At 66.3% G+C, this 18,896-nt stretch carries 13 protein-coding genes; 7 read left to right on the plus strand and 6 right to left on the minus strand.

Annotation, left to right across the window (positions count from 1 at the left end):
* The first annotated feature begins 8 nt into the window (after positions 1-8).
* From KUV74_RS06235 to KUV74_RS06255, 5 genes are all read left to right on the plus strand, one after another.
* Positions 9-1,568, plus strand: coding sequence for an MFS transporter (locus KUV74_RS06235; RefSeq protein WP_222515917.1), 1,560 nt, complete (start codon positions 9-11; stop codon positions 1,566-1,568).
* Positions 1,569-1,706: 138 nt separating this feature from the next.
* A complete protein-coding gene (locus KUV74_RS06240) occupies positions 1,707-2,801 on the plus strand; it encodes an iron-siderophore ABC transporter substrate-binding protein (protein WP_315900724.1) in 1,095 nt (364 codons plus the stop codon).
* On the plus strand, positions 2,801-3,805 hold the full coding sequence (locus tag KUV74_RS06245; RefSeq protein ID WP_222515918.1) for a FecCD family ABC transporter permease: 1,005 nt from the start codon (positions 2,801-2,803) through the stop codon (positions 3,803-3,805). The genes KUV74_RS06240 and KUV74_RS06245 overlap by 1 nt, the downstream gene beginning before the upstream one ends.
* Entirely contained in the window at positions 3,802-4,884 is a 1,083-nt protein-coding gene (locus KUV74_RS06250) for a FecCD family ABC transporter permease (RefSeq protein ID WP_222515919.1), read from the plus strand. The genes KUV74_RS06245 and KUV74_RS06250 overlap by 4 nt, the downstream gene beginning before the upstream one ends.
* Before the next feature lie 66 nt (positions 4,885-4,950).
* Entirely contained in the window at positions 4,951-5,574 is a 624-nt protein-coding gene (locus KUV74_RS06255; RefSeq protein WP_222515920.1) for an RraA family protein, read from the plus strand.
* Between the two features lie 78 nt (positions 5,575-5,652).
* Here KUV74_RS06255 and KUV74_RS06260 read toward each other — a convergent pair whose 3' ends face one another.
* The 6 genes from KUV74_RS06260 to KUV74_RS06285 all read right to left on the minus strand — a co-directional run bounded on the left by KUV74_RS06260 (position 5,653) and on the right by KUV74_RS06285 (position 16,404).
* Positions 5,653-7,839 carry an IucA/IucC family protein gene (locus KUV74_RS06260; protein ID WP_222515921.1) on the minus strand — a complete coding sequence of 729 codons (2,187 nt, stop codon included), beginning with the start codon at positions 7,837-7,839 and terminating at the stop codon, positions 5,653-5,655.
* Between the two features lie 114 nt (positions 7,840-7,953).
* Complete coding sequence (locus KUV74_RS06265) at positions 7,954-8,718, minus strand: HpcH/HpaI aldolase family protein (RefSeq protein WP_222515922.1); 765 nt, start codon at positions 8,716-8,718, stop codon at positions 7,954-7,956.
* Positions 8,712-10,832, minus strand: a complete 2,121-nt coding sequence (locus tag KUV74_RS06270; protein WP_222515923.1) for an IucA/IucC family protein — start codon at positions 10,830-10,832, stop codon at positions 8,712-8,714. Before KUV74_RS06270 ends, KUV74_RS06265 begins: the two co-directional genes overlap by 7 nt.
* A gap of 8 nt (positions 10,833-10,840) precedes the next feature.
* Positions 10,841-12,109, minus strand: coding sequence for a type III PLP-dependent enzyme (locus tag KUV74_RS06275; protein ID WP_222515924.1), 1,269 nt, complete (start codon positions 12,107-12,109; stop codon positions 10,841-10,843).
* Positions 12,102-13,928, minus strand: coding sequence for an IucA/IucC family protein (locus tag KUV74_RS06280; protein WP_222515925.1), 1,827 nt, complete (start codon positions 13,926-13,928; stop codon positions 12,102-12,104). The genes KUV74_RS06275 and KUV74_RS06280 overlap by 8 nt, the downstream gene beginning before the upstream one ends.
* A gap of 340 nt (positions 13,929-14,268) precedes the next feature.
* Positions 14,269-16,404, minus strand: a complete 2,136-nt coding sequence (locus KUV74_RS06285; RefSeq protein ID WP_124803174.1) for a TonB-dependent receptor — start codon at positions 16,402-16,404, stop codon at positions 14,269-14,271.
* Positions 16,405-16,904: 500 nt separating this feature from the next.
* Between KUV74_RS06285 and KUV74_RS06290 the strand changes: the two genes are divergently transcribed.
* Together KUV74_RS06290 and KUV74_RS06295 are read left to right on the plus strand one after the other, a co-directional pair.
* The gene (locus tag KUV74_RS06290; RefSeq protein WP_409996582.1) at positions 16,905-17,819 is read left to right on the plus strand and encodes an ABC transporter ATP-binding protein; all 915 of its coding nucleotides are present in this window, start codon (positions 16,905-16,907) and stop codon (positions 17,817-17,819) included.
* Positions 17,816-18,859, plus strand: a complete 1,044-nt coding sequence (locus KUV74_RS06295) for a sucrase ferredoxin (RefSeq protein WP_222515927.1) — start codon at positions 17,816-17,818, stop codon at positions 18,857-18,859. The genes KUV74_RS06290 and KUV74_RS06295 overlap by 4 nt, the downstream gene beginning before the upstream one ends.
* Positions 18,860-18,896: the final 37 nt, after the last annotated feature.

The raw sequence follows: 18,896 nt of genomic DNA on the forward strand, positions 1-18,896 counted from the left end.
GACGGTTCATGTTCCAGGCCCGGCCCACCAATACGCTGACCAAGGTCCCTGCCTCGCGGGGTGCTGAGCTGTCTTGTGATGAGTCGTCGAAGGCCCACGCCGGAGGTGCCTGGGTGCTGGTCAGCGTGTTGTTGGGCACCTTTACCGTCAGCCTCAACAACAGTGCGCTGAACCTGGCGGTGGCGGAGCTGATGGCGACCTTCGATGCCAGCGCCAGCCAGGTGAACTGGGTCATCACCCTGTTCATGATCAGCATGGCCATGACCATGCCGCTGACCGGCTATCTGGCCGACCGCTTCGGCCGGCGGGTGATCTATCTGCTGGGGCTGATCGGTTTTATCGCCGGTTCTGGCCTTGGCGCCATGGCCGACAGTCTAGACAGCATCATCATCGCCCGGGGCGTCCAGGGCATGGCGGCGGGGCTGATGATGCCGCTGTCGCTGGCGCTGATCTTCGCCGCCTATCCGCCCGAACAGCGGGGCCGTGTCAGCGGCATCTGGGGGTTTGCGGTGATGATCGCGCCGGCCATCGGCCCAAGCGTCGGCGGCCTGCTGCTGGAGGTCAGCCACTGGCGGGCGCTGTTCGTCATGAATCTGCCCTTTGCGCTGCTGGGGCTGGTGGTGGGCTGGCGCTGCCTCCATCGGGAGGCGCCCAACCGTGCCAGGCGCTTCGACCTGCCGGGCTTTTTGCTGATCACCCTCGGCATGGGCGCGGTGCTGTTTTCGCTGAGCCGAATCGACAGTCTGGCCGAACTGCTCACGCCCTCGGCGCTCGTCCCCCTGGGGCTCGGGCTTGCCGCCCTGGCAGGGTTCGTGGTGGTGGAACGGGGTATGGAGTTCAAGGCGGGGCGTATGCAGGAACGGAATGCCGACCCAACAGCAGCCCAGGACGCCCCGGCGCCTTTACTGTCGCTGTCCCTGTTTGGACACCGCGCCTTTCGCCTGAGCGTCGCCCTGGCCTGCCTGCAGTCCATCATCCTGTTCGGCTGCGTGCTGCTGGTGCCGCTGTGGATGCACCAGGTGCTCGGGGCGAGTCCGCTGACCACCGGGCTTGTGTTTCTGGCCACGGCCCTGATGGCGTCGCTGTCCTCGCCCATTGCCGGGCGGATGATCGACCGCCACCCGCCCCAGTGGTGTCTTCTCGCCGGCCTGGTGCTGACCGCTGTCGGTCTTGCGGGGCTCGCGCTGATGTCGTCGGCGACGCCAGCCTGGGTAGTGGGGCTGTGGATGGGGACGCGTGGCATTGGCCTTGCTTGCGGCTACCTGCCCTCCACCACCGTGGGCATGCGCGCCCTGCCCGACCGGGACATGGCCCAGGCTTCGGCCATGAACAATATGGCGAGGCGATTGATCGCCTCGCTGGGCCTGGTGGCGCTTTCTCTTTACTACGACACCCGCGTCAGTGGCGTCACCGCCGCTGGCGTGAGTGCCGCCGAGGCCAGCGCCAAGGCCCTGCACGAGACCTTTATCGCCCTGGCCGCCATTGCCCTGCTGTGCCTGCCGCTGGCCTGGGCGCTGGGGCGAGAAATCGGCCACTCGTCGGGGCGCCAGACACGCCAATACAGGTGAAGGATCATCCCCATGACGTTCACGCCATCGCTGCGACCACCGTCGCAACCCTCACCAGGCTCGCGCTCGCCATTTTCATCGCACATGCCACCCGAGCCGCCGCACCGCTCCCGGCCCCAGCCTCGGCAGGCACCCTCAGTGCTGCGCAGCCTGCTGCTGGTGCTCGGGCTGTTCGCCGGTGTACTGGCCTTTGTGGCACTCGCCCTGCTCGCCGGGATGCTGTTGTTTGCAGGCGCTGCCGAGGCCAACATCAGGGCTGATGAAAGGGCTGGTGTAAGGACGGACGCGGCGGCCGCTGCGCCGGTAGTCTCCTCGGCTTCGGCGCCGCGTCTAGTCACGCTGTATCAGGGGGCCACGGACAGCGCCGTGGCGCTGGGGGTAACGCCCATCGGGGTAGTCGATGCCTGGATGGAGAAGCCCACCTATCGCTACCTGCGCGAGGCGCTCGATGGCGTCGAGCACGTGGGCCTGGAGACCCAGCCCAACCTGGAAAAAGTGGCCTGGCTTGATCCCGAAGTGATCGTCGCCACCCGCTTTCGACACGAGCGAGTGCGCCCGCTGCTCGAGCAGATCGCGCCGACGCGGTTCGCATCCACGGTGTCTGACTTCAAGGCCTCGCTCACGCTGGTGGCGTCGGCGACCGGTCGCGAGGACAGGGCCGAACAACTGCTGGCCTGCTGGGACGACCGGGTAGCGGATCTGCGCGCGAAAATCGCCACGACACTGGGTGACGCCTGGCCGCAGAAGGCTGCGGTGGTGCGCTTCAAGAGCGACCACGTGCGTCTGTATTCCTCCGGCTTCGCCGGCAGCATCCTGGAGGAGCTGGGCTTCCGCCAGCCTGACGCCGCTGCGGACCGCAGCTGGGGCATGAAGTTGACCAGCGAGGAGAACATCCCCGCGCTGGACGCCGACGTCATCTTCGTATTGCTGGAAGACGACCCGGCGATCCATGACACCTACCGCCACTGGACCGCCCACCCGCTATGGCAGCGGCTCACCGCGACCCGCGCCGGCCGGGTGTACGAGGTGGACACGGTCAACTGGATCATGGGCGGTGGCATCCTCGCCGCCAACGCCATGCTCGATGACCTCTATCGCCACTACGGCCTGGCGCCGCAGGCGCTCTCCCCTTCCTGCGCGCTGGGTGACGCGCTGGGGGAGGCGCCTTCAGCGGTGGAAGAGCCTTCAGCCATTGAAGAGCCGTCGCCAACAACAGACGAGGGTGCGGCCTGATGCTGGAACGCACCTCGACCCGGGCCGCCGGACTGATCCTCGGTACCCTGCTGCTGCTGGCGGCCTTTGGCGCCAGCGTGATCCTCGGCACCACCGAGATCGCACCGCTGACCGCCCTTGAGGCCGTCACCGACTATGACGGTGGCAGGGTCAGCCATATCATCATCCTCAACGAACGCCTGCCCCGGGCGGTGATCGCCACCCTGACCGGTGCAAGCCTGGCGGTGGCCGGTGCGCTGATGCAGACCATGACGCGCAACCCGCTGGCCTCGCCAAGCATCCTCGGCATCAATGCCGGCGCCATGTTCTTTGTGGTGGTGGCGGTATCGCTGCTGCCGCTGCACACCCCCGGTCAGTACGTCTGGGCGGCCTTGCTCGGCGCGCTGGTCGCCGCACTCGCCGTGGTGGCGCTGAGCCGTGGCCGGCGCGGCGAGCTGTCGCCGCTTCGGGTCGTGCTCGCCGGGGTGGCGGTGACGGCGATGTTCGTGTCCTTCAGTCAGGGCCTGTTGATCATCGACCAGCAGAGCTTCGAGAGCGTGCTGTACTGGCTGGCGGGGTCGGTCTCCGGGCGTGAGCTTGAACTGGTGGTGCCGCTTTTGCCGCTGTTTGCCCTGGCCCTTGCGATCACCGCTGCCCTCGCCCGTCAGGCCAACGCCCTGCTGCTGGGTGATGACATGGTCACCGGCCTGGGCATGCGCGCCGGCACCCTGAAGCTTGCCTTGGGCCTGTGCGTAATCCTGCTGGCCGGCAGCTCGGTGGCGCTTGCCGGGATGATCGGCTTCGTCGGCTTGATCGTGCCACACATGGCCCGCGGCCTGGTCGGCATCGACCATCGCTGGCTGCTGCCAGCCTGTGCGCTGCTCGGGGCCACGCTGCTGCTGGTCGCCGATATCGCCTCGCGCTTTCTGATGGCGCCCCAGGAGATCCCGGTCGGTGTCATGACCGCGCTGATCGGCACGCCCTTCTTTATCTATCTGGCCCGCAAGAAGCAGGTATCCGCATGAGCAGCTTGTCTGGCGCCAACGCCGAATCCGCTACACAGGACCAGACACCGGGCCATGCACAAGGCCATACGCAAGGCCATACACAAGATCGGGCCAACCGACGCTATCGCCGCCTGGTAGCGCTGCTGGCGCTTGCGCTGGTGGCAAGCGCAGGCCTGTCGCTGTCGCTGGGCAGCTTCCCCACACCGCCCATCGAGGTGCTGAAAGCCCTGGCCGCACCCCAGGCCAGCGACATCGGCTTTATCGTCTGGGAGTTGAGGCTGCCGCGCATTCTGCTGGCGGTGCTGGTGGGGGCGGCGCTGGCGGTGGCCGGCGCAGTGCTGCAGGGCATCGTCAGAAACCCGCTGGCCTCGCCGGATGTGATCGGTATCACCAGCGGCGCGGCGCTGGCGGCGGTGGTATTTCTGGCCGGTTTTGCCAGTCAGCTGAGCATCCATCTGCTGCCGCTGGCGGCGCTGGGCGGCGCCCTGGTGGCCACCGTGCTGGTGGTGGCGCTGGCCTGGCGAAAGGGGCTCAATCCCAGCCGGGTGGTGCTGGTGGGTATCGGGCTGTCCGCCGCCATGGGGGCGGCGACGACCCTGCTGATCGTGATCAGCGACGACGCCTCGGCGCTGCACGCCTACGTCTGGCTCACCGGCAGCCTGTATGCGGCCCAGTGGCGCCATGTGCTGTCGCTGCTACCCTGGCTGCTGGTGGCGATTCCGCTGTGCCTGAGCCTGGCTCGGCATATGGACGCCCTGGCTCTGGGCGACGCCGTGGCCGTCGGGCTCGGTGTCGATGTGCTGAGAAGCCGGCTGATCCTGCTGGCCCTCAGCATGGCGCTGGCCGGCGCGGCGGTGGCGTTTGCCGGGGGCCTCAGCTTCGTCGGACTGGTGGCGCCCCATCTGGCGGCCCGCCTGGTCGGGCGCAGTCTTGCACGGCTGGTGCCGGTGGCGGCGCTGTGTGGCGCGCTGATCGTGCTCTACGCCGACTTGATCGGCCGAGTGGCCTTTCTGCCCAAGGACCTGCCCGCCGGGGTCTTCGTCTCCGCGGTGGGTGCACCCTTCTTCGTCTATCTGCTTTATCGCACCCGGCAGTAATGGTGCTAGGTGCCTCGCCGTGATCCGGTCAGCACCCCCTCAGCAACACATCCGACAGGAGGTCCGATGTTCCATATTGCCCCGCGCAGGGACAGCTTCAGCCAAGCACAGATCGATCGCTTCGCCGGGCTTGCCACCTCGACCCTGGGCCACTTCAGTGACTTTGGCGCCATTGCCTCACTGGAGCCGCTGCACCGCCCGGTACGCCTGGTCGGCACCGCCCTGACGGTCAGAATTCCTCATGTCGACGGCGCCATCATCCGCGAGGCGCTGACGCTCGCACGCCCCGGTGACGTGCTGGTGATCGACGTGTCCGGTGATCATCGTCGCGCCTGCTGGGGCGAGTTTCGCGCCTACGCGGCGCTGACCAAGGGACTCGCCGGTGTCGTCACCAATGGCGCTGTCACCGACCGGGAGACGCTGTCTCGGCTGAGACTGCCGATGTTTGCTGCGGGTACCAGTCCGCTGACCACCCGCTCGCTGTCGCTGGAGGGTGAGATCAACACTCCGGTATCCATCGACGGGGTCTCCATCGCGCCCGGCGATCTGGTGCTCGGTGACGACGACGGTCTGTTCGTGGTGCCCCCGCACCGGGCCGACGAGCTGGCCGAAAAAGCCCTGGCCAAGCAGCAGGACGAAACTCGTCGGCGCGAGGCGATGCTCGCTGAGCATCCCGAATGGCTTCGCTGAATATCCCGTCTCTTGCGCACGAAAAAACGGCGGCATCGGTATTCACCGATGCCGCCGCTCATTTTCCTGACGATGAGATCAGGCTTGCTGCAGTGTCCCCAGACGGTCGGCTTCGCCAGCGCTACCGACACCCTGTTCAACACCAGCAGTTGCCTCGGCGTTCTGATGCGTCAGCTCCCCCTGGCAGGCCCTCAGCGGATTGACGGTCTCGCTGACGCCAAAAGGCATGCTGCCGGGGCCGCCCGCACGCTCGATGATCGGGGCGATCAGGCGCTTGTAGGGCCAGCGCTCGCGCTCGAACAGCGCGGACTTCAAGACATTGCGCTCGGCGGCTTCGAAGGGCACGGCGTCGAGCTGGGCCTCGAGCTGAACCGTCAGATCCCGCCATAGGGCGCGCTGGCAAAGGCCATAGTGTCCCGCCAGAGTGTCGATGATCGCACGCAGGTTGACCTGGATCGCCAGGGTCTGCAGCCAGAACAACAGCGCCTCCTGACTGTCGTGGTAGAGGGTGTTGGCGTGACCCGGCTTGATCCGGTAGCAGGGATCCTGCATGCCTTGGCGCTCGAGCTGGCCGACGTTGATACGCAGCGAGTCATGGTCACGCAGCAACAGTCCCTCGACCCTACCCTGGCGCACCACCAGCACGGCGTTCTGGCCGTGCACCTCCGCCAGCATGCCGAGCCTCAGCATGCGCAGGTTGATCTCGAAAAAGCGCGCACACAGCTCACCGAACAGCGCCTGTGCGCTCGCGGCGCCGGCTTCCATGCCACGCTGTACCATCCAGTCATCGAAGACGTGATGGGCGCTGGTGCTCGCAGGACCTGACGCCCCGACCATCGGTAGCGGCGTACCCAGGGTCGCCATGGGTACCAGTTGGGTGCCGGCCTGCTCGAGCAGCGCCTGAGGATAGCTGCGCACCATGGCGCTCAGGTGGCGCGGGGCCTCATCGAACAGGCTGGCGTCCTCGGGCAGGTAAGCCCACCACTTGCCTTCGTCACACAGGTGCAAGGCGCTTGCCAGCAGTGGATCGCGCTGCCGAGCTTCTTCCAGCAGCCGTGCGCTCAGATCGCCATTGATCATCTTCACCGCCGGCAGGTAGCGCGAGGCCCCCAGCGAGTGGATGGCCATGGGCAACTTGAGGCTCTGCGCTGCGCCGTCTGACGAGGGCGCAGCCGGCAGCAGCGAGCGCAGCGACGAGGTCGGCCACCAGCGCCCGGCGCTAGCCTCCAGGGTGATGCAGTGACCAGCGGCAAAGTCCTCGGCGAGCCACTTCGGCAGGGCATGATCGTGCTGCCAGGGGTGCACCGGCAGCGCCAGGTGGCTATCGGCGATGCCCTTGGCGAGCATCTCATCGGCGAGTGCCTGACGCTCCTCTGGCGCGAGCAGCCAGTCTGCGGGGGCTTTAATGTCGCCCGAAGCCGCTCCAATGTCGCCCGAAGCCGCTCTAATGTCGCCCGACACCGCTCCAATGGCGCCCGACACCGCGCCGGCTGTCGCTCTATCGGCGCCCGAAGCCGCTCTATCGGCGCCCGACCCCACGCCGGCTGCGAGAGCCCCCACCCCTGCGCCATGGGTCAGCCGGTGACGCTCTACCGCCACCCAGTAAAGCTCGACGGGGTTGGCAAACTCGGCCATATAGGCACGGTACTCGGCAGCGCTTAAACCCTGTTTGGCCTTGGCGGTGGGATGGTAGGGCCGGTCGAGCAGCGACGCCCACTGTTCCAGAATGGTGAAGTGCTCAAGGGTGCCCAGGGAGGCGAGATGGTGGGTGTCCACACCATGGGCCATGGAGGCCGTGGCTTGCCACAGGCTGTCCTCCAGGGCGTCGAGAAAGACGCGCTGGCCAGGCGTCAGGGCCTGTTCATCGCCGCCGAACACCCGGCGCATCAATGCCACGGGGTCCAGGGTTGCCGGCGCTCCCCCATCGAGCGCCAACACCGGCGTGCCGGGCACCTTCTGCCAGTCCTGGGCAGTACCGGGCTCCAGCAGCATCACCAGGCTGGTCTTTTGGCTAGCGCCCTGGGCCCGCTCTTGGCGCCACAATCGCGCCCCGGGGTAGGCCACCAGAGTGTCATCACCAAACAGCTCAGTGGCAAACGAACGGGCATCGCCGTCATCACCGGCCAGCGAGTCGATCTCGAGGATCCCCTCGACCAGCAGGCCATCTACCAGCGACTGAAGGATCTGCTCGCTGGCCAGGCGCCTCGCCTGGGGTGAAGCCTGAGGTGAAGGAACGGGTGAAGAAGCGGAATCAAACGAGGCCATATTGGGCTCTCCTTGCAACTGCAACAATCGGGGGCACCGACGAAGGCGCGACAGCTGGGTTCAGGACAGTGGGGGTTCGGGCAACAGGGGCACCGGAAGCAAACGACAGGCACCTCATGCGCGTGCCTCCTTCAAGGCGCTCGTCAGGGCGCGAAAGGCGATGCCCCGCTCGTCGCCGAGCAGGAAGGTACGCACACCGCGCTCGCGCCACTCGGCCTTGGCGTCCGCATGGCGCAGGAAGGCGGCGTAGGGAAGGCCGTGGTCCGCCACCCGCTGCTGTACCCGGCAAAGCGCCTTTTGCACCTCGGGATGGGTGGTCTGCCAGCTCACGCCCAGGGACTGGGACAGATCAGCGGCACCTTCCAGCACCAGGTCGAGACCATCGACGGCGCACAGCTCGTCGATGCGCTCGACGCCGGCCCGGCTCTCGATCATGGCGACGACCAGGATCTCGTCGTTGGCCTTTTGAACGTATTCGGCCAGGGAGTGCTTGCCGAAGGCGCCGGGGCGCCCGGCGTTGAGGCTGCGCGTGCCCTGGGGCGCGTACTTGCAGGCACCCACCGCGGCGGCCAGTCGCTCGGGGTCTTCGACGCTCGGCAACACGATGCCCTGGGCGCCGCCGTCGAGCAGGCGCAGCAGGGTCTTGGGGTTGTCGTCGGCGACCCGCACCAACGGCGTCAGTCCGTAGCTCTCGGCGGTGCGGATCATGTGCTCGACGGTTTCCGGGTTGATCAGCACGTGCTCGGTGTCGATCACCACGAAGTCGAAGCCGGCTTCGGCGATCAGCTCGATCGACGCCGCCGTGGGCAACGACGCCAGCACTCCGTAGATCTCGCGCTGCTCGATTAGCGCACGTTTCAGGCGATTGGTTCTCAGCATGGGGTACGCTCCTGTATCGCTGCAGCCTTCCCCGTGGTCACAGACGCAGGGCGCTGCACCGGTGCATGCAAGGCCAGGGGATTGGGCACCCGCTTGATCTGAGGCATCTCGTCGCCGAACAGCCGCCGGCGGGTCAGTGCTTCCACTTCCCACTCGGGGACGAAGACGTCGAACTGGCGATAGCGCTCGGCGTGCTCTGGATGGGCGTCCTGGTAGGCGGTGATGACATCGGCGACCATGGCCCAGAAGGAGCCCTCGGTGAGTCCGAAGTGACGCTCGAGGAAGATCGCCATCTCGGCCAGGGCAATAAAGAAGAAGGCGTCGCAGGAGTAGTCGCGCACCGCCGCCAGGTCGTCGGTGACGATAAAGGAGTTACGGTTGCGCGCGGCGTGGGCCGCCGGCAGCGGTTCCAGGCTGGGGGCCAGCTGCGGGCGGGCCAGCGCCGACGGGCAGTAGCGTACCCCGTCGTGGAAGTCCTTGAGCGCGACTCGCACTGGCCAGCCGTCTCGGTGGATCACCACGATATTCTGGCCGTGGGACTCAAGCCCCACCCCTTCGGCGAACAGCAGGTGGATGATCGGCAGTGTCGCCACCCTCACCAGTTGGCGGGTCCAGGCGTCACGCCCGTGACGGGCGATCCAGTCGGCGATGAAGGGCTCTGCGGGCGCCCCGTCCGGGTCGCGCAGACACTGGCTCAAGCCGTTGAAGGGAACCGCCTGCTCGCCGGGGGCGAGAAAGCCGTCGATGTGCTCACGCCACAGCGCGCCGGCCTGGCCGTACACCTCGTCATGGCGCAGGCCGCCAAAGGCGCGTTCGTCCAGGGCAACCCCGGCCACCTCGCCGAGGATCACGACGTTGGCCGCCCCGGCGCCACCGTCGCTCTCCAGAAGCTGCTTGAGCCAGGCGGTGATGATGGGGCCGTTGGTGATGGTATGGCGCGCCAGGATGCGGGTACTGGAGGTGTTGGTGATCCCCAGCGCCAGCTTGAGATAGGGCGTCGGGGACGCGCGTCGATCGTGATCCAGCGGCGCCAGGGTACGAATCGACTGCTGCGGCCGATAGCGGGTCTCGCCCTCGCCGAGCAGGACGATCTCGCCACTGGCAAGCTCCGGGTAGAGCGCGCCGACCAGCACGTTTTCCCACTGCCAGGGGTGCACCGGCAGCAGCACCGCCTGCTCGCGCGCAAGGCCTCGCTCGCCTAGCCACTCGGCCAGACGCTGCCTGGCCGGCGATCCCTCTTCACCCAGCTCGGCATCGGCCATGGCCGCAAACGTCGCCAGGGCGCCGAGACCAGGAACAGCCCCCTGATGCGCCAGCCGCGCCGGCAGCGCCAGCCACAGCACCCGCAGCGGCTGGCCGAACTCGGGACCGAAGCGACGGTTGTCGCCAAGCGTGAAACCAAGCCGAGACTTGTAGCAGGGATGGTAGCTGTGGGCGTCGATGAAGTACTGCTCCAGGGCGTCGGCGTCGAGCGTGTGAGGCGCGCTCTGGCCGTCGACGGGCGCTGCTGTCGAAGACTGCAGGTCCTTGATCAGGGTCTGCTTGAGCTCGTTGATGAACCCCGGCTGCAGCCGCCCTTGAAGGTCTCCCTCGGCCCTGGCGCTCAGTGTGGACGCCAGGTCGTCCAGAAACTCCGAGAGCGACGGCGACTGGGTCCGGCCATCGTGTCCGGCCAGAGCCGGCGCCTTTGTCGACGCCCGAGCCGACGCCTGTGTCGACGCAACAGCCAGACTCTGATGATCGAGGCGAATCAGCGAGAAGCTGTGGCACAGCCAGCCTCGCACCCGATAGTCGCGCTCTCCCAGGGAGACGACGAAGGTGGTTTCACGCCCCTGCCCTTCACCCTCAGTCGGGGCCAGGTGCTCGCAGCGATACTCGAGCACGTCTTCGTACAGCAGGGTCTGCAGCAATTGGCCGATGACCCGCCGCTCGATGCGCGACCGATGACGCCAGTCGTCGGAACGGGCAAAGGGAACGGCAGCGGGGACAGCACTGGGAGCAACACAGGAGGCAACTCGAGGTGCGGCGACGTTAGCGGCGGCGTCAGCGGCGGCGTCAGCGACGGCGTCAGCGGACCCCGTCGCGGGCTCGGCAACGTAGGAAGGTGATGACATGAATAACCTCAGCGTGCGGTGTCGGATGACGCCCTGTCGGCGCCAATGAAGATCTGCGGCGGCCTTGGGTGGCACAGAAAGTCGGCGTGGGAGATGTTGTAGCCGTAGGCCCCGGCCAGCGGCAGCACCAGAAGATCCCCCGGGGCGACGTCGCCAAGCAGTCGATCGCGCCCCAGCACGTCCTTGGGCGTACACAGCTGCCCCACCACCGTCCAGGGTCGCTTCTCGCCGGACGACGCTTCGCCGCGCTCCCCGCTCGGCAGGTGGATGACCGGGTGGTCGTGGCCCTGGGCCGCGGGCAGCCGGAACTGGTGGGTACCGCCACGACAGACGACGAAGCCCTGACCATGGCTGTGCTTGGTGTCCAGCACCTCGATGGCGTAGTAGCCACAGAAGGCACTGAGGAAGCGGCCGATCTCGAAGCGCACCCGCGGGGCCTGAGCCATCGCCTTGAGTCGCGCGTCCAGATGGGCGCACAACGCCTGCCAGTCGAATTGCCGCTCGGGTTCGAACGGCGCCATGTAGTCGACGCCGATGCCACCCCCGACATTGAGCTGGGTGACCCTGGCAGGCGAGGCGGCAAGCGCTCGCCACTCCGGCCAGCGCGCCAGGTAGCCGTCCAGCAACGCCTGGTGGCGCGCCACGCTCGTCTGGTGGGACATGGCGTGGATATGAAAGCCGACCAGGGTGAGATGGGCAGCGGCGTCCACCGCCGCCACCGCCTCGCCAAGACTGGCTTCGTCGATGCCGAAGGGGGTGGCGATACCGGCCATGCGCAGACGACTCGACAGCGCCTCGGGCAGGGTCGGATTGATGCGGATCAGCACCGCCTGTTGACGCCCCCTGGCCGCGGCGAGTCGCTCAAGGCGCGCGATCTCGCCAAGGCTCTCCAGGTGAAAGGCCTCAATGCCCTCGTCCATGGCCAACGCCATCTCCGTGTCGAGTTTGCCCGGTCCCGACAGCACCCAAGGCAGCGTGCTCGTCGCCTCGCGCATGCGACCGATCTCGCCACCGGAGGACAGCTCGAAGCCGTCCACGATGGGGGCCAAGGTCCCGAGGACCGGCGCCTCGCTATTGGCCTTGATGGCGTAGAAAAGCTCTACACCGTCGGGCAGCGCGGACTTGATCGAACGCGCCCGGGCGGCCAGCGCCTCCAGGTCATAGAAGAAGGCGGCGATGGGATCTTGCGCTTCGGCCTGGTGGCAACGGATCGCCTCCCGCACCGCTGGCGGCAACCGCTGGGCCTCCTTACGGCCCGAGGCAGCAACGCTAGCCATGGGCCACCTCCAGACGCTCACCTGCGAGCTGATGCCAGGGGTTGGGCAGCCACACATAGTCGGCGTGACGATCGGCGCGGGCCATCAGCCTGAGCTTGAGGTTGGTCTTGCACGGCAAGTCGCCGCCGGCGAGCAGGCCATCGAGCTCGGGCGCGGCGACTCCGAGCCGTTGCCTGACCCGCGAAAGCTCCTCCCCGGTAGCCATCCACAGACGCTCGGCCAGCTCTGGGCGGCGCCAGCTCAACGCCAGGATCGCCTCGGCCAGGTGGTTGACCAGCAGGCAGTAGGCGATACGCTTCCAGCCCTTGTCGCGACTGTAGGTCATCGACGCGCGCACGCGCTCATCCAGCGTCTCGCCGGCGAGCCAGTCAAGGCCCTGATCCTCGGTCAGCTTGACGCCTTCGAAGTCGCGCAGCAGTACGCGACGGGGCCAGCCCTGGTCATGGATCAGCACACAGTTCTGCAGATGCGGCTCGACCACGATGCCATGACGGAAATACAGCGCCAGCACCGGCTCGACCAGGGCACCCAGATAGGCCTTGTACCAGTCGACGATCCTGTGTTCGGGCACATCGTCGGCGGGGGCGCCGCTCACAGCAGCGGACGCAGGCGAACTCGCGCGCGCCACCAACGATGGCGCCATCGGCTCAAGTTCGGTGTCACGGGCGAATACCGTCGCCGCCAGCAGGCAGCGCTCGGCGCCGAAGCGCTGACAGAAGTTCTCGCGCAGGATGACCCCGGTCTGCTCGCGGAACCAGCGGCGCTGATCGTCGTCAGCGTCCTGCGGGGCCCAGTGCAGGGTGGCGGGCTCCCGAGCCAGCTCGAGGGTCTCGAGCGCCGGGTCTTCACTGTCGATCAAGCGACTCATGATGCGATCGATCACCAGGGTGCTTTCGAGCTCGTACCAGGCGTTCTTGCGCACGCAGTTGGTGATGCGCACGTTGAGCGAGCCCTTGATGAACCAGGGATGCTCGGGCGCATGCCAGGTACGCATCGAGGCGGTGGGCAGCGCCAGCGGGCCGCTTCTGCCCAGGTCGCGGATGCTGCCGTCGTTGATCCGCGCGGCAACATCCGGCGCCTGGCGAAACAGCTCGGCCTGGACCGGGTGCATGGCCAGCACCACCCGCCCGGCCTCGGGCTCCGCGCTCTGGTCGGCGGCCTGGCTGAGCACCTCACCGGGCTCCAGGCCATTGCAGGCGATCCGTAGCCCTTGCGCCGGAAACGAGAACTGGTGCAAGCGGGTACCCTGACCAAACTCGGGGGAGCAGTCCCTGCCCTGCCCCTTCAAGCCTTGCGGCCACTGCCTGGCCTTGGGAGTGGGGTGATTGGGATGGCCGAACCACAACCCCTGTTCGCTGGCGGCGTAGTCCTTGAGCGGGTCATGGGGGCGTCGCCGAGCGTCCTCGATGATGGAGGCCATCACCGCCTGGCTCTGCAGCACCTGGTCGCCGAACTCGGGGTTGGGGCTGGCCTCGCGCCAGGGGCCATCTTCCAGCAGGGCCGATACCAGCTCGTCGGTATCGGCCTCCCGCCAGGGCTGATCGAGGCTGCGGCGCAGATACAGCGGCGACACAACCTGATGGCAGCCCATCGCCGAGTGGCGATCGACCAGCACGAACAAGGTTAAAGAAGACGACCAGGCGACCTGCAATGGCAGGCCCTGGAGGCTCGTTGGCAGGCCACGCCTGTTGGCGGGCCAGTGGTGGCTCAACAGGTCGTGGGGGATAGCCACTTCCTTGATGATGCCGTTGAGCAGGGCATGCTGTGAGGCATGCCGAGCGATCTCGCCAGGGGTGCGAGTACATGGGGGGAATTGCATGTGCAACCTCCGCAAGGATTCCTTCCTTGTTTTGCTTCCCCGGACGTCGAATCATCGACGCCTTTCGTCAGGGGAAACCGCGCTTTCCTGGCTAGTCACTTGGCGAAGGGTTGTTGTTATGGCGTAGTTGTTATTGCGTACGTTGTTATGAAGTCGTTGATCTGGAAACTGATTCTGCAGATGGCCTGAAAACAGCCTCAGGCGTTGCCTGGTGTCATCGAAGCGGCACCACGGCCCGTCCGCGTGGACCGCCGCCGTCCTGGCGGCGGTCCGGGTCAGCCGACTAGCGGCGCTTACGAAAAGTAGCGCTTTCCAGCCGTAGTGCTTACAAACGCAGCCTTTAGAAGTCGACGCTATACCCTACCGTCAGGGTACGACCACGACCGGCGAAGTAACGGTCGTCGTTGACCAGCGCGCTCTGGGAGTAGTAGGTGATGTAGTCCTCGTCGAGCAGGTTGGACACGCCCACATTCAGCTTGCCGGTAGGCAGTTGGTAGCCCACCGCTGCGTCCACCAGCAGATAGCCGTCGAACTCGCGATCGTCCTCGTCATAGGTCTCATCGAACGAGTAGTTGGCTTGGAGGAAGGTGGACACCTTGTCGGTCCAGTTGGCGGACCAGCTACCGATCAGACGATCCGGCGAGACATCCAGGCCGGACAGTTCGGCATCGAGGTCGCCATCGTCGTCGCTGTCATACAGCCCGGTCATGTGGGAGTAGGCCAGGCGACCGGAGTGGCGCTCGGTAAAGGCGTAGTCCACCGAGGCCTCGATACCGGTGATCTGGGTCTCCTGGCGGTTCATGATGAAGACGCCGTCTTCTTCGGTCAGGCGGCTGCCGAAGTCGGAGGTGGACTCGTAGTAGCTCAGCTCTGCCGACAGGCGATCCCCTTCGAAGCGCACGCCGGTCTCGACGTTCTCGGTCACGATGGGACGCAGGTTGTCGATGCTGTCGACGGACTGTCCCGGGGTATCGATGCCGCGCAGCGCACGACCAACATCAGGGATCGAGAAGCCTTCGGAGTAGTTGGCGAACAGGCTGACGCGATCGACCGGCTTCCACACCGCGCCGACGTTGTAGAGCGTCTCGTCGAAGTCGGGATTGCCGCCCTCGACGTCGACGCCATTGTTGGCCCACACCGTCTGATAGTCATCGATATCCAGCTCGGCGTACTCATAACGCACCCCGGCGGACAGCAGCAACGAGTCGATCGGCTGCAGTTCGGCCTGGAAGAATGGCGACAGGTCGGTGTAATCGGTGGGCGGCACGTAGGTGCGGTTGCTCTGATACAGGTACTGCTCGGTCTCGTCGAACAGCGTATCGAAGCCACCGGTCAGCTTGAGCCGGTCATTCCACAGGTCGTCCTTGGTCAGCGAGATCTTGGTGCCGAACTTCTCGGTCTTGGCCGAGCTCTGGTCGTAGTAGGTGCCTACCGGCGCCAGTGACGGATCCTGGAAGCTGCTGGAGTCGGTGGCGCCGAACAACGCCTCGTAGTCCTGATAGTAGGCCTGGGCGCTAAGGTGCATGCCGGCCAGGTCGTAGTTCTCGTAGCTAAGCCCAGTGGTCCAGACCTCATTGAAGGGGGCGTCGCCCTCGGGGGTGCCACGCACGGAGGTGGTCGGAATCCCGGCGTCGCGATCGCCGGTCACGCTGACGTAGTCGTTGTGACCTTCGATGTCATAGTGATTGAGGGTGAACTGGATGCGCTGGTCATCGTCGATCCAGTAGGCAATCTTGCCGAGCAGGTCATAGCTGCGCGAGTCCATCAGGTCGCCCTGGGTGTTGTCGACACCGACCGGGTCGTCCTTGGCGTCCAGGTACAGCCCCTGGTCCTCGTAGCTCAGACCAAACAGGTAGTCGACGTTGCCCTTGTTGCCGCTGAAGCCGTAGTCGGTCTTGTAGCTCAGGGTGTCCTCGTCCAGCTCGCTGGTCGGGGTGGTCATCTGCACGCCGAAATGCTGATTGAAGGAACCCGGCTCCGGACGCTTGGTGATGATGTTGATCACCCCGCCGGCGGCGCCGACGCCGTTGGTGGCGTTGGCGCCCTGGATCACCTCGATCTGCTCCACCTGGGAGAAATCGATGGTGTGGGCCTCACGACCGGTCGGACGCAGCGGATTCGACTGGGGGATGCCGTCGATCAGAAACAGCGGTGTGCGGCCCCTCAGGGTCTCGCCGCTGCCGGTCATCTTCTGGCGGTTGGGCGAATAGGACGGCAGCAGGTTGCTCAGGATCTGGGAGGAGTCGGTGGTCACGTCCAGCTGCTGGGCGATCTCCTCCTCGCTGATGATGCGCACGGTCTGCGGCGAATCTTCCGCGGTGGTATTGGTCCGCGAGGCGGTTACCACCATGGTCGGGGCCTCGTCGGCACGGGCGCCGTTCGAGGAAGAGGTATCGACGGAGGTCTGCGCCGCGACCTGCTGTGCGGCCACCAGGCCAAGCAGTGAAACGGTGGGCCAGAGAGCATGACGTTTCATGTCGTGCATCGTTCCTTTTGCTAAATCGAATGATCGCGCAAACGCTGACTCGAGGTCTGGCGAGTCCCTCACGCCAGGACGTTGCTCTCGGACGTCGTCCCTGCCCCGTGCTGCCGCTCCCGGCGAGCGGTGGCGATGCGATTCGCCACCTTCCCGAAGGGCCGCACCTTACCGAAGCCTCGATGCCGCATTGCGTCGTTTATTGCCATCTCACATACAAATGAGAACGATTATCCTAATTAATCGCTTTCCCGCTGTCTACGAAATGCGAACCATTCGTTCGGCATAAGCTAACAACACACTGTGCTAAAACGCCGCGCGCCATGCCGACAAACCACGCCGATACGGGCCTGGCCGGATTGAAAATGAGAATTTTTTGTCTTACCGTGCTGCTGCCACACACCCCAGGCGGGCCTTGCATGACCTCATCTCAGCCTTCTTTGCCGACCACACCCTCGTCCAGCGCGGCCCCCCGACACCGGTCCGATGCATCGTCAGGCGTGTCGTCAGACGAATCGACCGCGGCGTCCGCGCTCGGCCACCCGTTGGCGGGACATTCTCTCAAGGTCGGCTACGAGGAACGGCTGGTACTGGACGGGGTGGATATCGCGGTGGCGCCAGGCAAGCTGACGGTGCTGCTCGGTCCCAACGGCAGCGGCAAGTCGACCCTGCTGAAGACCCTGGCACGCACCTTGAAGCCCCAGGGTGGTCAGGTGCTGCTCGACGGTCAGGATATTCACCGTCGCTCCACCCGCGAGGTCGCCCAGCATCTGGGACTGCTGCCCCAGGGGCCGACGGCACCGGAGGGGCTGAGCGTGCGCCAGCTGGTGGCAATGGGGCGCTTTCCCCACCAGCGCCTGTGGCAACGCGATGCCCGTCACGACGCCGAGGTGGTCAAGCAGGCGATGGCCTACACCCGGGTCACCGAGTTCGCCGAGCGCCACGTCGACACCCTGTCCGGTGGGCAGCGCCAGCGCTGCTGGATCGCCATGGTGCTGGCCCAGCAGACCGACCTGATCCTGCTCGATGAGCCCACCACCTTTCTTGACCTCAAGGTCCAGGTGGACCTGCTGGAGTTGCTCTCGGGACTGGCCCACGACCAGGGGCGCACCCTGCTTTTGGTGTTGCACGACCTCAACCTGGCCGCCGCCTACGCCGACGAGCTGGTGATGATGCGCGACGGTCGCATCCTCACCAGCGGCGCGCCGCGAGAGGTGTTCACCGCCGACAACCTGAAGCGCGTCTTCGACCTGGACGCCCACGTCATGGTCGACCCTGAAAGCGGCAAGCCGCTGTGCGTACCTTTGCTGGGGCGCCGTGAATCGCAGGCGCAGCAGCAGAGACCAACCGACGAGTCGCCGGCGCCGCACACTCAGGCAAGGCATCCTTCGACAACGTCAGGGCCGAGGCCATGAGCCACGTCTTCTGCACCGACCTGTCTCGCGAAGCAGGGGATCCGCTGCCCGGCAGCGGCGCCCACGCCGAGCGCAACCTCTTGATCAGCTGGCCCCGGGCCAGGTGGCAGCGCAACCTGCGCCACGCCAGCGACATGCCCCCTGGGCTGGCAGCACAACTCGACGCGCTGGCCGCCAGCGGCCGCCGGGTCAATCTGATCCATCGTCGTGATCAGCCTGCCGAGGTCCACGAGGTGATCCTGATGCCGGAGCGTCGGCGTCTCCAGCTCGAGCGCAGTGCGCTGCTGGCCTTCGTCGAGGCGCTGGCGGCGGGCGAGGATCTCGAGCGCTGGCCGTCCACACCACAGCACCACGACCTGGTGCTGTGCTGCACCCACGGCAAGAAGGACAAGTGCTGCGCGCGCTACGGCTATCGCAGCTACAAGGCGCTGGCCCGCGCCGTGGAGGAGCATCGCCTGCCCTTCGACGTCTGGGAGAGCAGCCACCTGGGCGGTTGCCGCTTCGCCGCGAGCATCATCCTGCTGTCACCGGTACGCAAGTACGGGCGCATCGAGCCCGGCCAGGCCGTGCCCATGCTGCAAGCCGAGGCGCAGGGACAACGCTTCCTGCCCGGCTATCGCGGAGCCTCCCACCTGACCCCGGCCCAGCAGTGCGCCGAGGTCGCCGCGCTCCAGTGGCTGGCCACGGACGCGGCCCTGCCCTGCGCTGAACTGGCGCTGGTCGAGGACAACGCCCTGGACCCGCAAGAGATGCCCGGCCACCTTGGCGGCAGCAGCAGCGGCAGCGACAGCGACAACGACGCTGACAACGGCCAGCAATACCGCCGTCAGGTCTGGCGTTGGCGCCAGCCCGGCGAGGGCGATGGCAAAGGCAAAGGCAAGGTCGGGGAAGCGAGCGGTGAGCTGGTCGTCCATTGCCATACCCTCACGCTTGAACGGATCGACATGTGCTCGGATATCGACCAGGGGCCCAGCCCCAGCCAGGTCTGGCGGGCCGCCAGCATTCAATCGATCGACGCCGGCTATCGGCAATATTCTTGATAACAATTCGCATTTAATTTATGGTGTGCACCGTTGG

Source organism: Halomonas sp. DP1Y21-3 (assembly GCF_019801245.1).
GTDB lineage: Bacteria > Pseudomonadota > Gammaproteobacteria > Pseudomonadales > Halomonadaceae > Halomonas > Halomonas litopenaei.

Coding starts and splice junctions, on each gene's coding strand:
- KUV74_RS06235 (WP_222515917.1), top strand. CDS start 9: ATGTTCCAGGCCCGGCCCACCAATACGCTGACCAAGGTCCCTGCCTCG.
- KUV74_RS06255 (WP_222515920.1), top strand. CDS start 4,951: ATGTTCCATATTGCCCCGCGCAGGGACAGCTTCAGCCAAGCACAGATC.
- KUV74_RS06265 (WP_222515922.1), bottom strand. CDS start 8,718: ATGCTGAGAACCAATCGCCTGAAACGTGCGCTAATCGAGCAGCGCGAG.
- KUV74_RS06260 (WP_222515921.1), bottom strand. CDS start 7,839: ATGGCCTCGTTTGATTCCGCTTCTTCACCCGTTCCTTCACCTCAGGCT.
- KUV74_RS06285 (WP_124803174.1), bottom strand. CDS start 16,404: ATGAAACGTCATGCTCTCTGGCCCACCGTTTCACTGCTTGGCCTGGTG.
- KUV74_RS06280 (WP_222515925.1), bottom strand. CDS start 13,928: ATGCAATTCCCCCCATGTACTCGCACCCCTGGCGAGATCGCTCGGCAT.
- KUV74_RS06275 (WP_222515924.1), bottom strand. CDS start 12,109: ATGGCTAGCGTTGCTGCCTCGGGCCGTAAGGAGGCCCAGCGGTTGCCG.
- KUV74_RS06250 (WP_222515919.1), top strand. CDS start 3,802: ATGAGCAGCTTGTCTGGCGCCAACGCCGAATCCGCTACACAGGACCAG.
- KUV74_RS06245 (WP_222515918.1), top strand. CDS start 2,801: ATGCTGGAACGCACCTCGACCCGGGCCGCCGGACTGATCCTCGGTACC.
- KUV74_RS06270 (WP_222515923.1), bottom strand. CDS start 10,832: ATGTCATCACCTTCCTACGTTGCCGAGCCCGCGACGGGGTCCGCTGAC.
- KUV74_RS06295 (WP_222515927.1), top strand. CDS start 17,816: ATGAGCCACGTCTTCTGCACCGACCTGTCTCGCGAAGCAGGGGATCCG.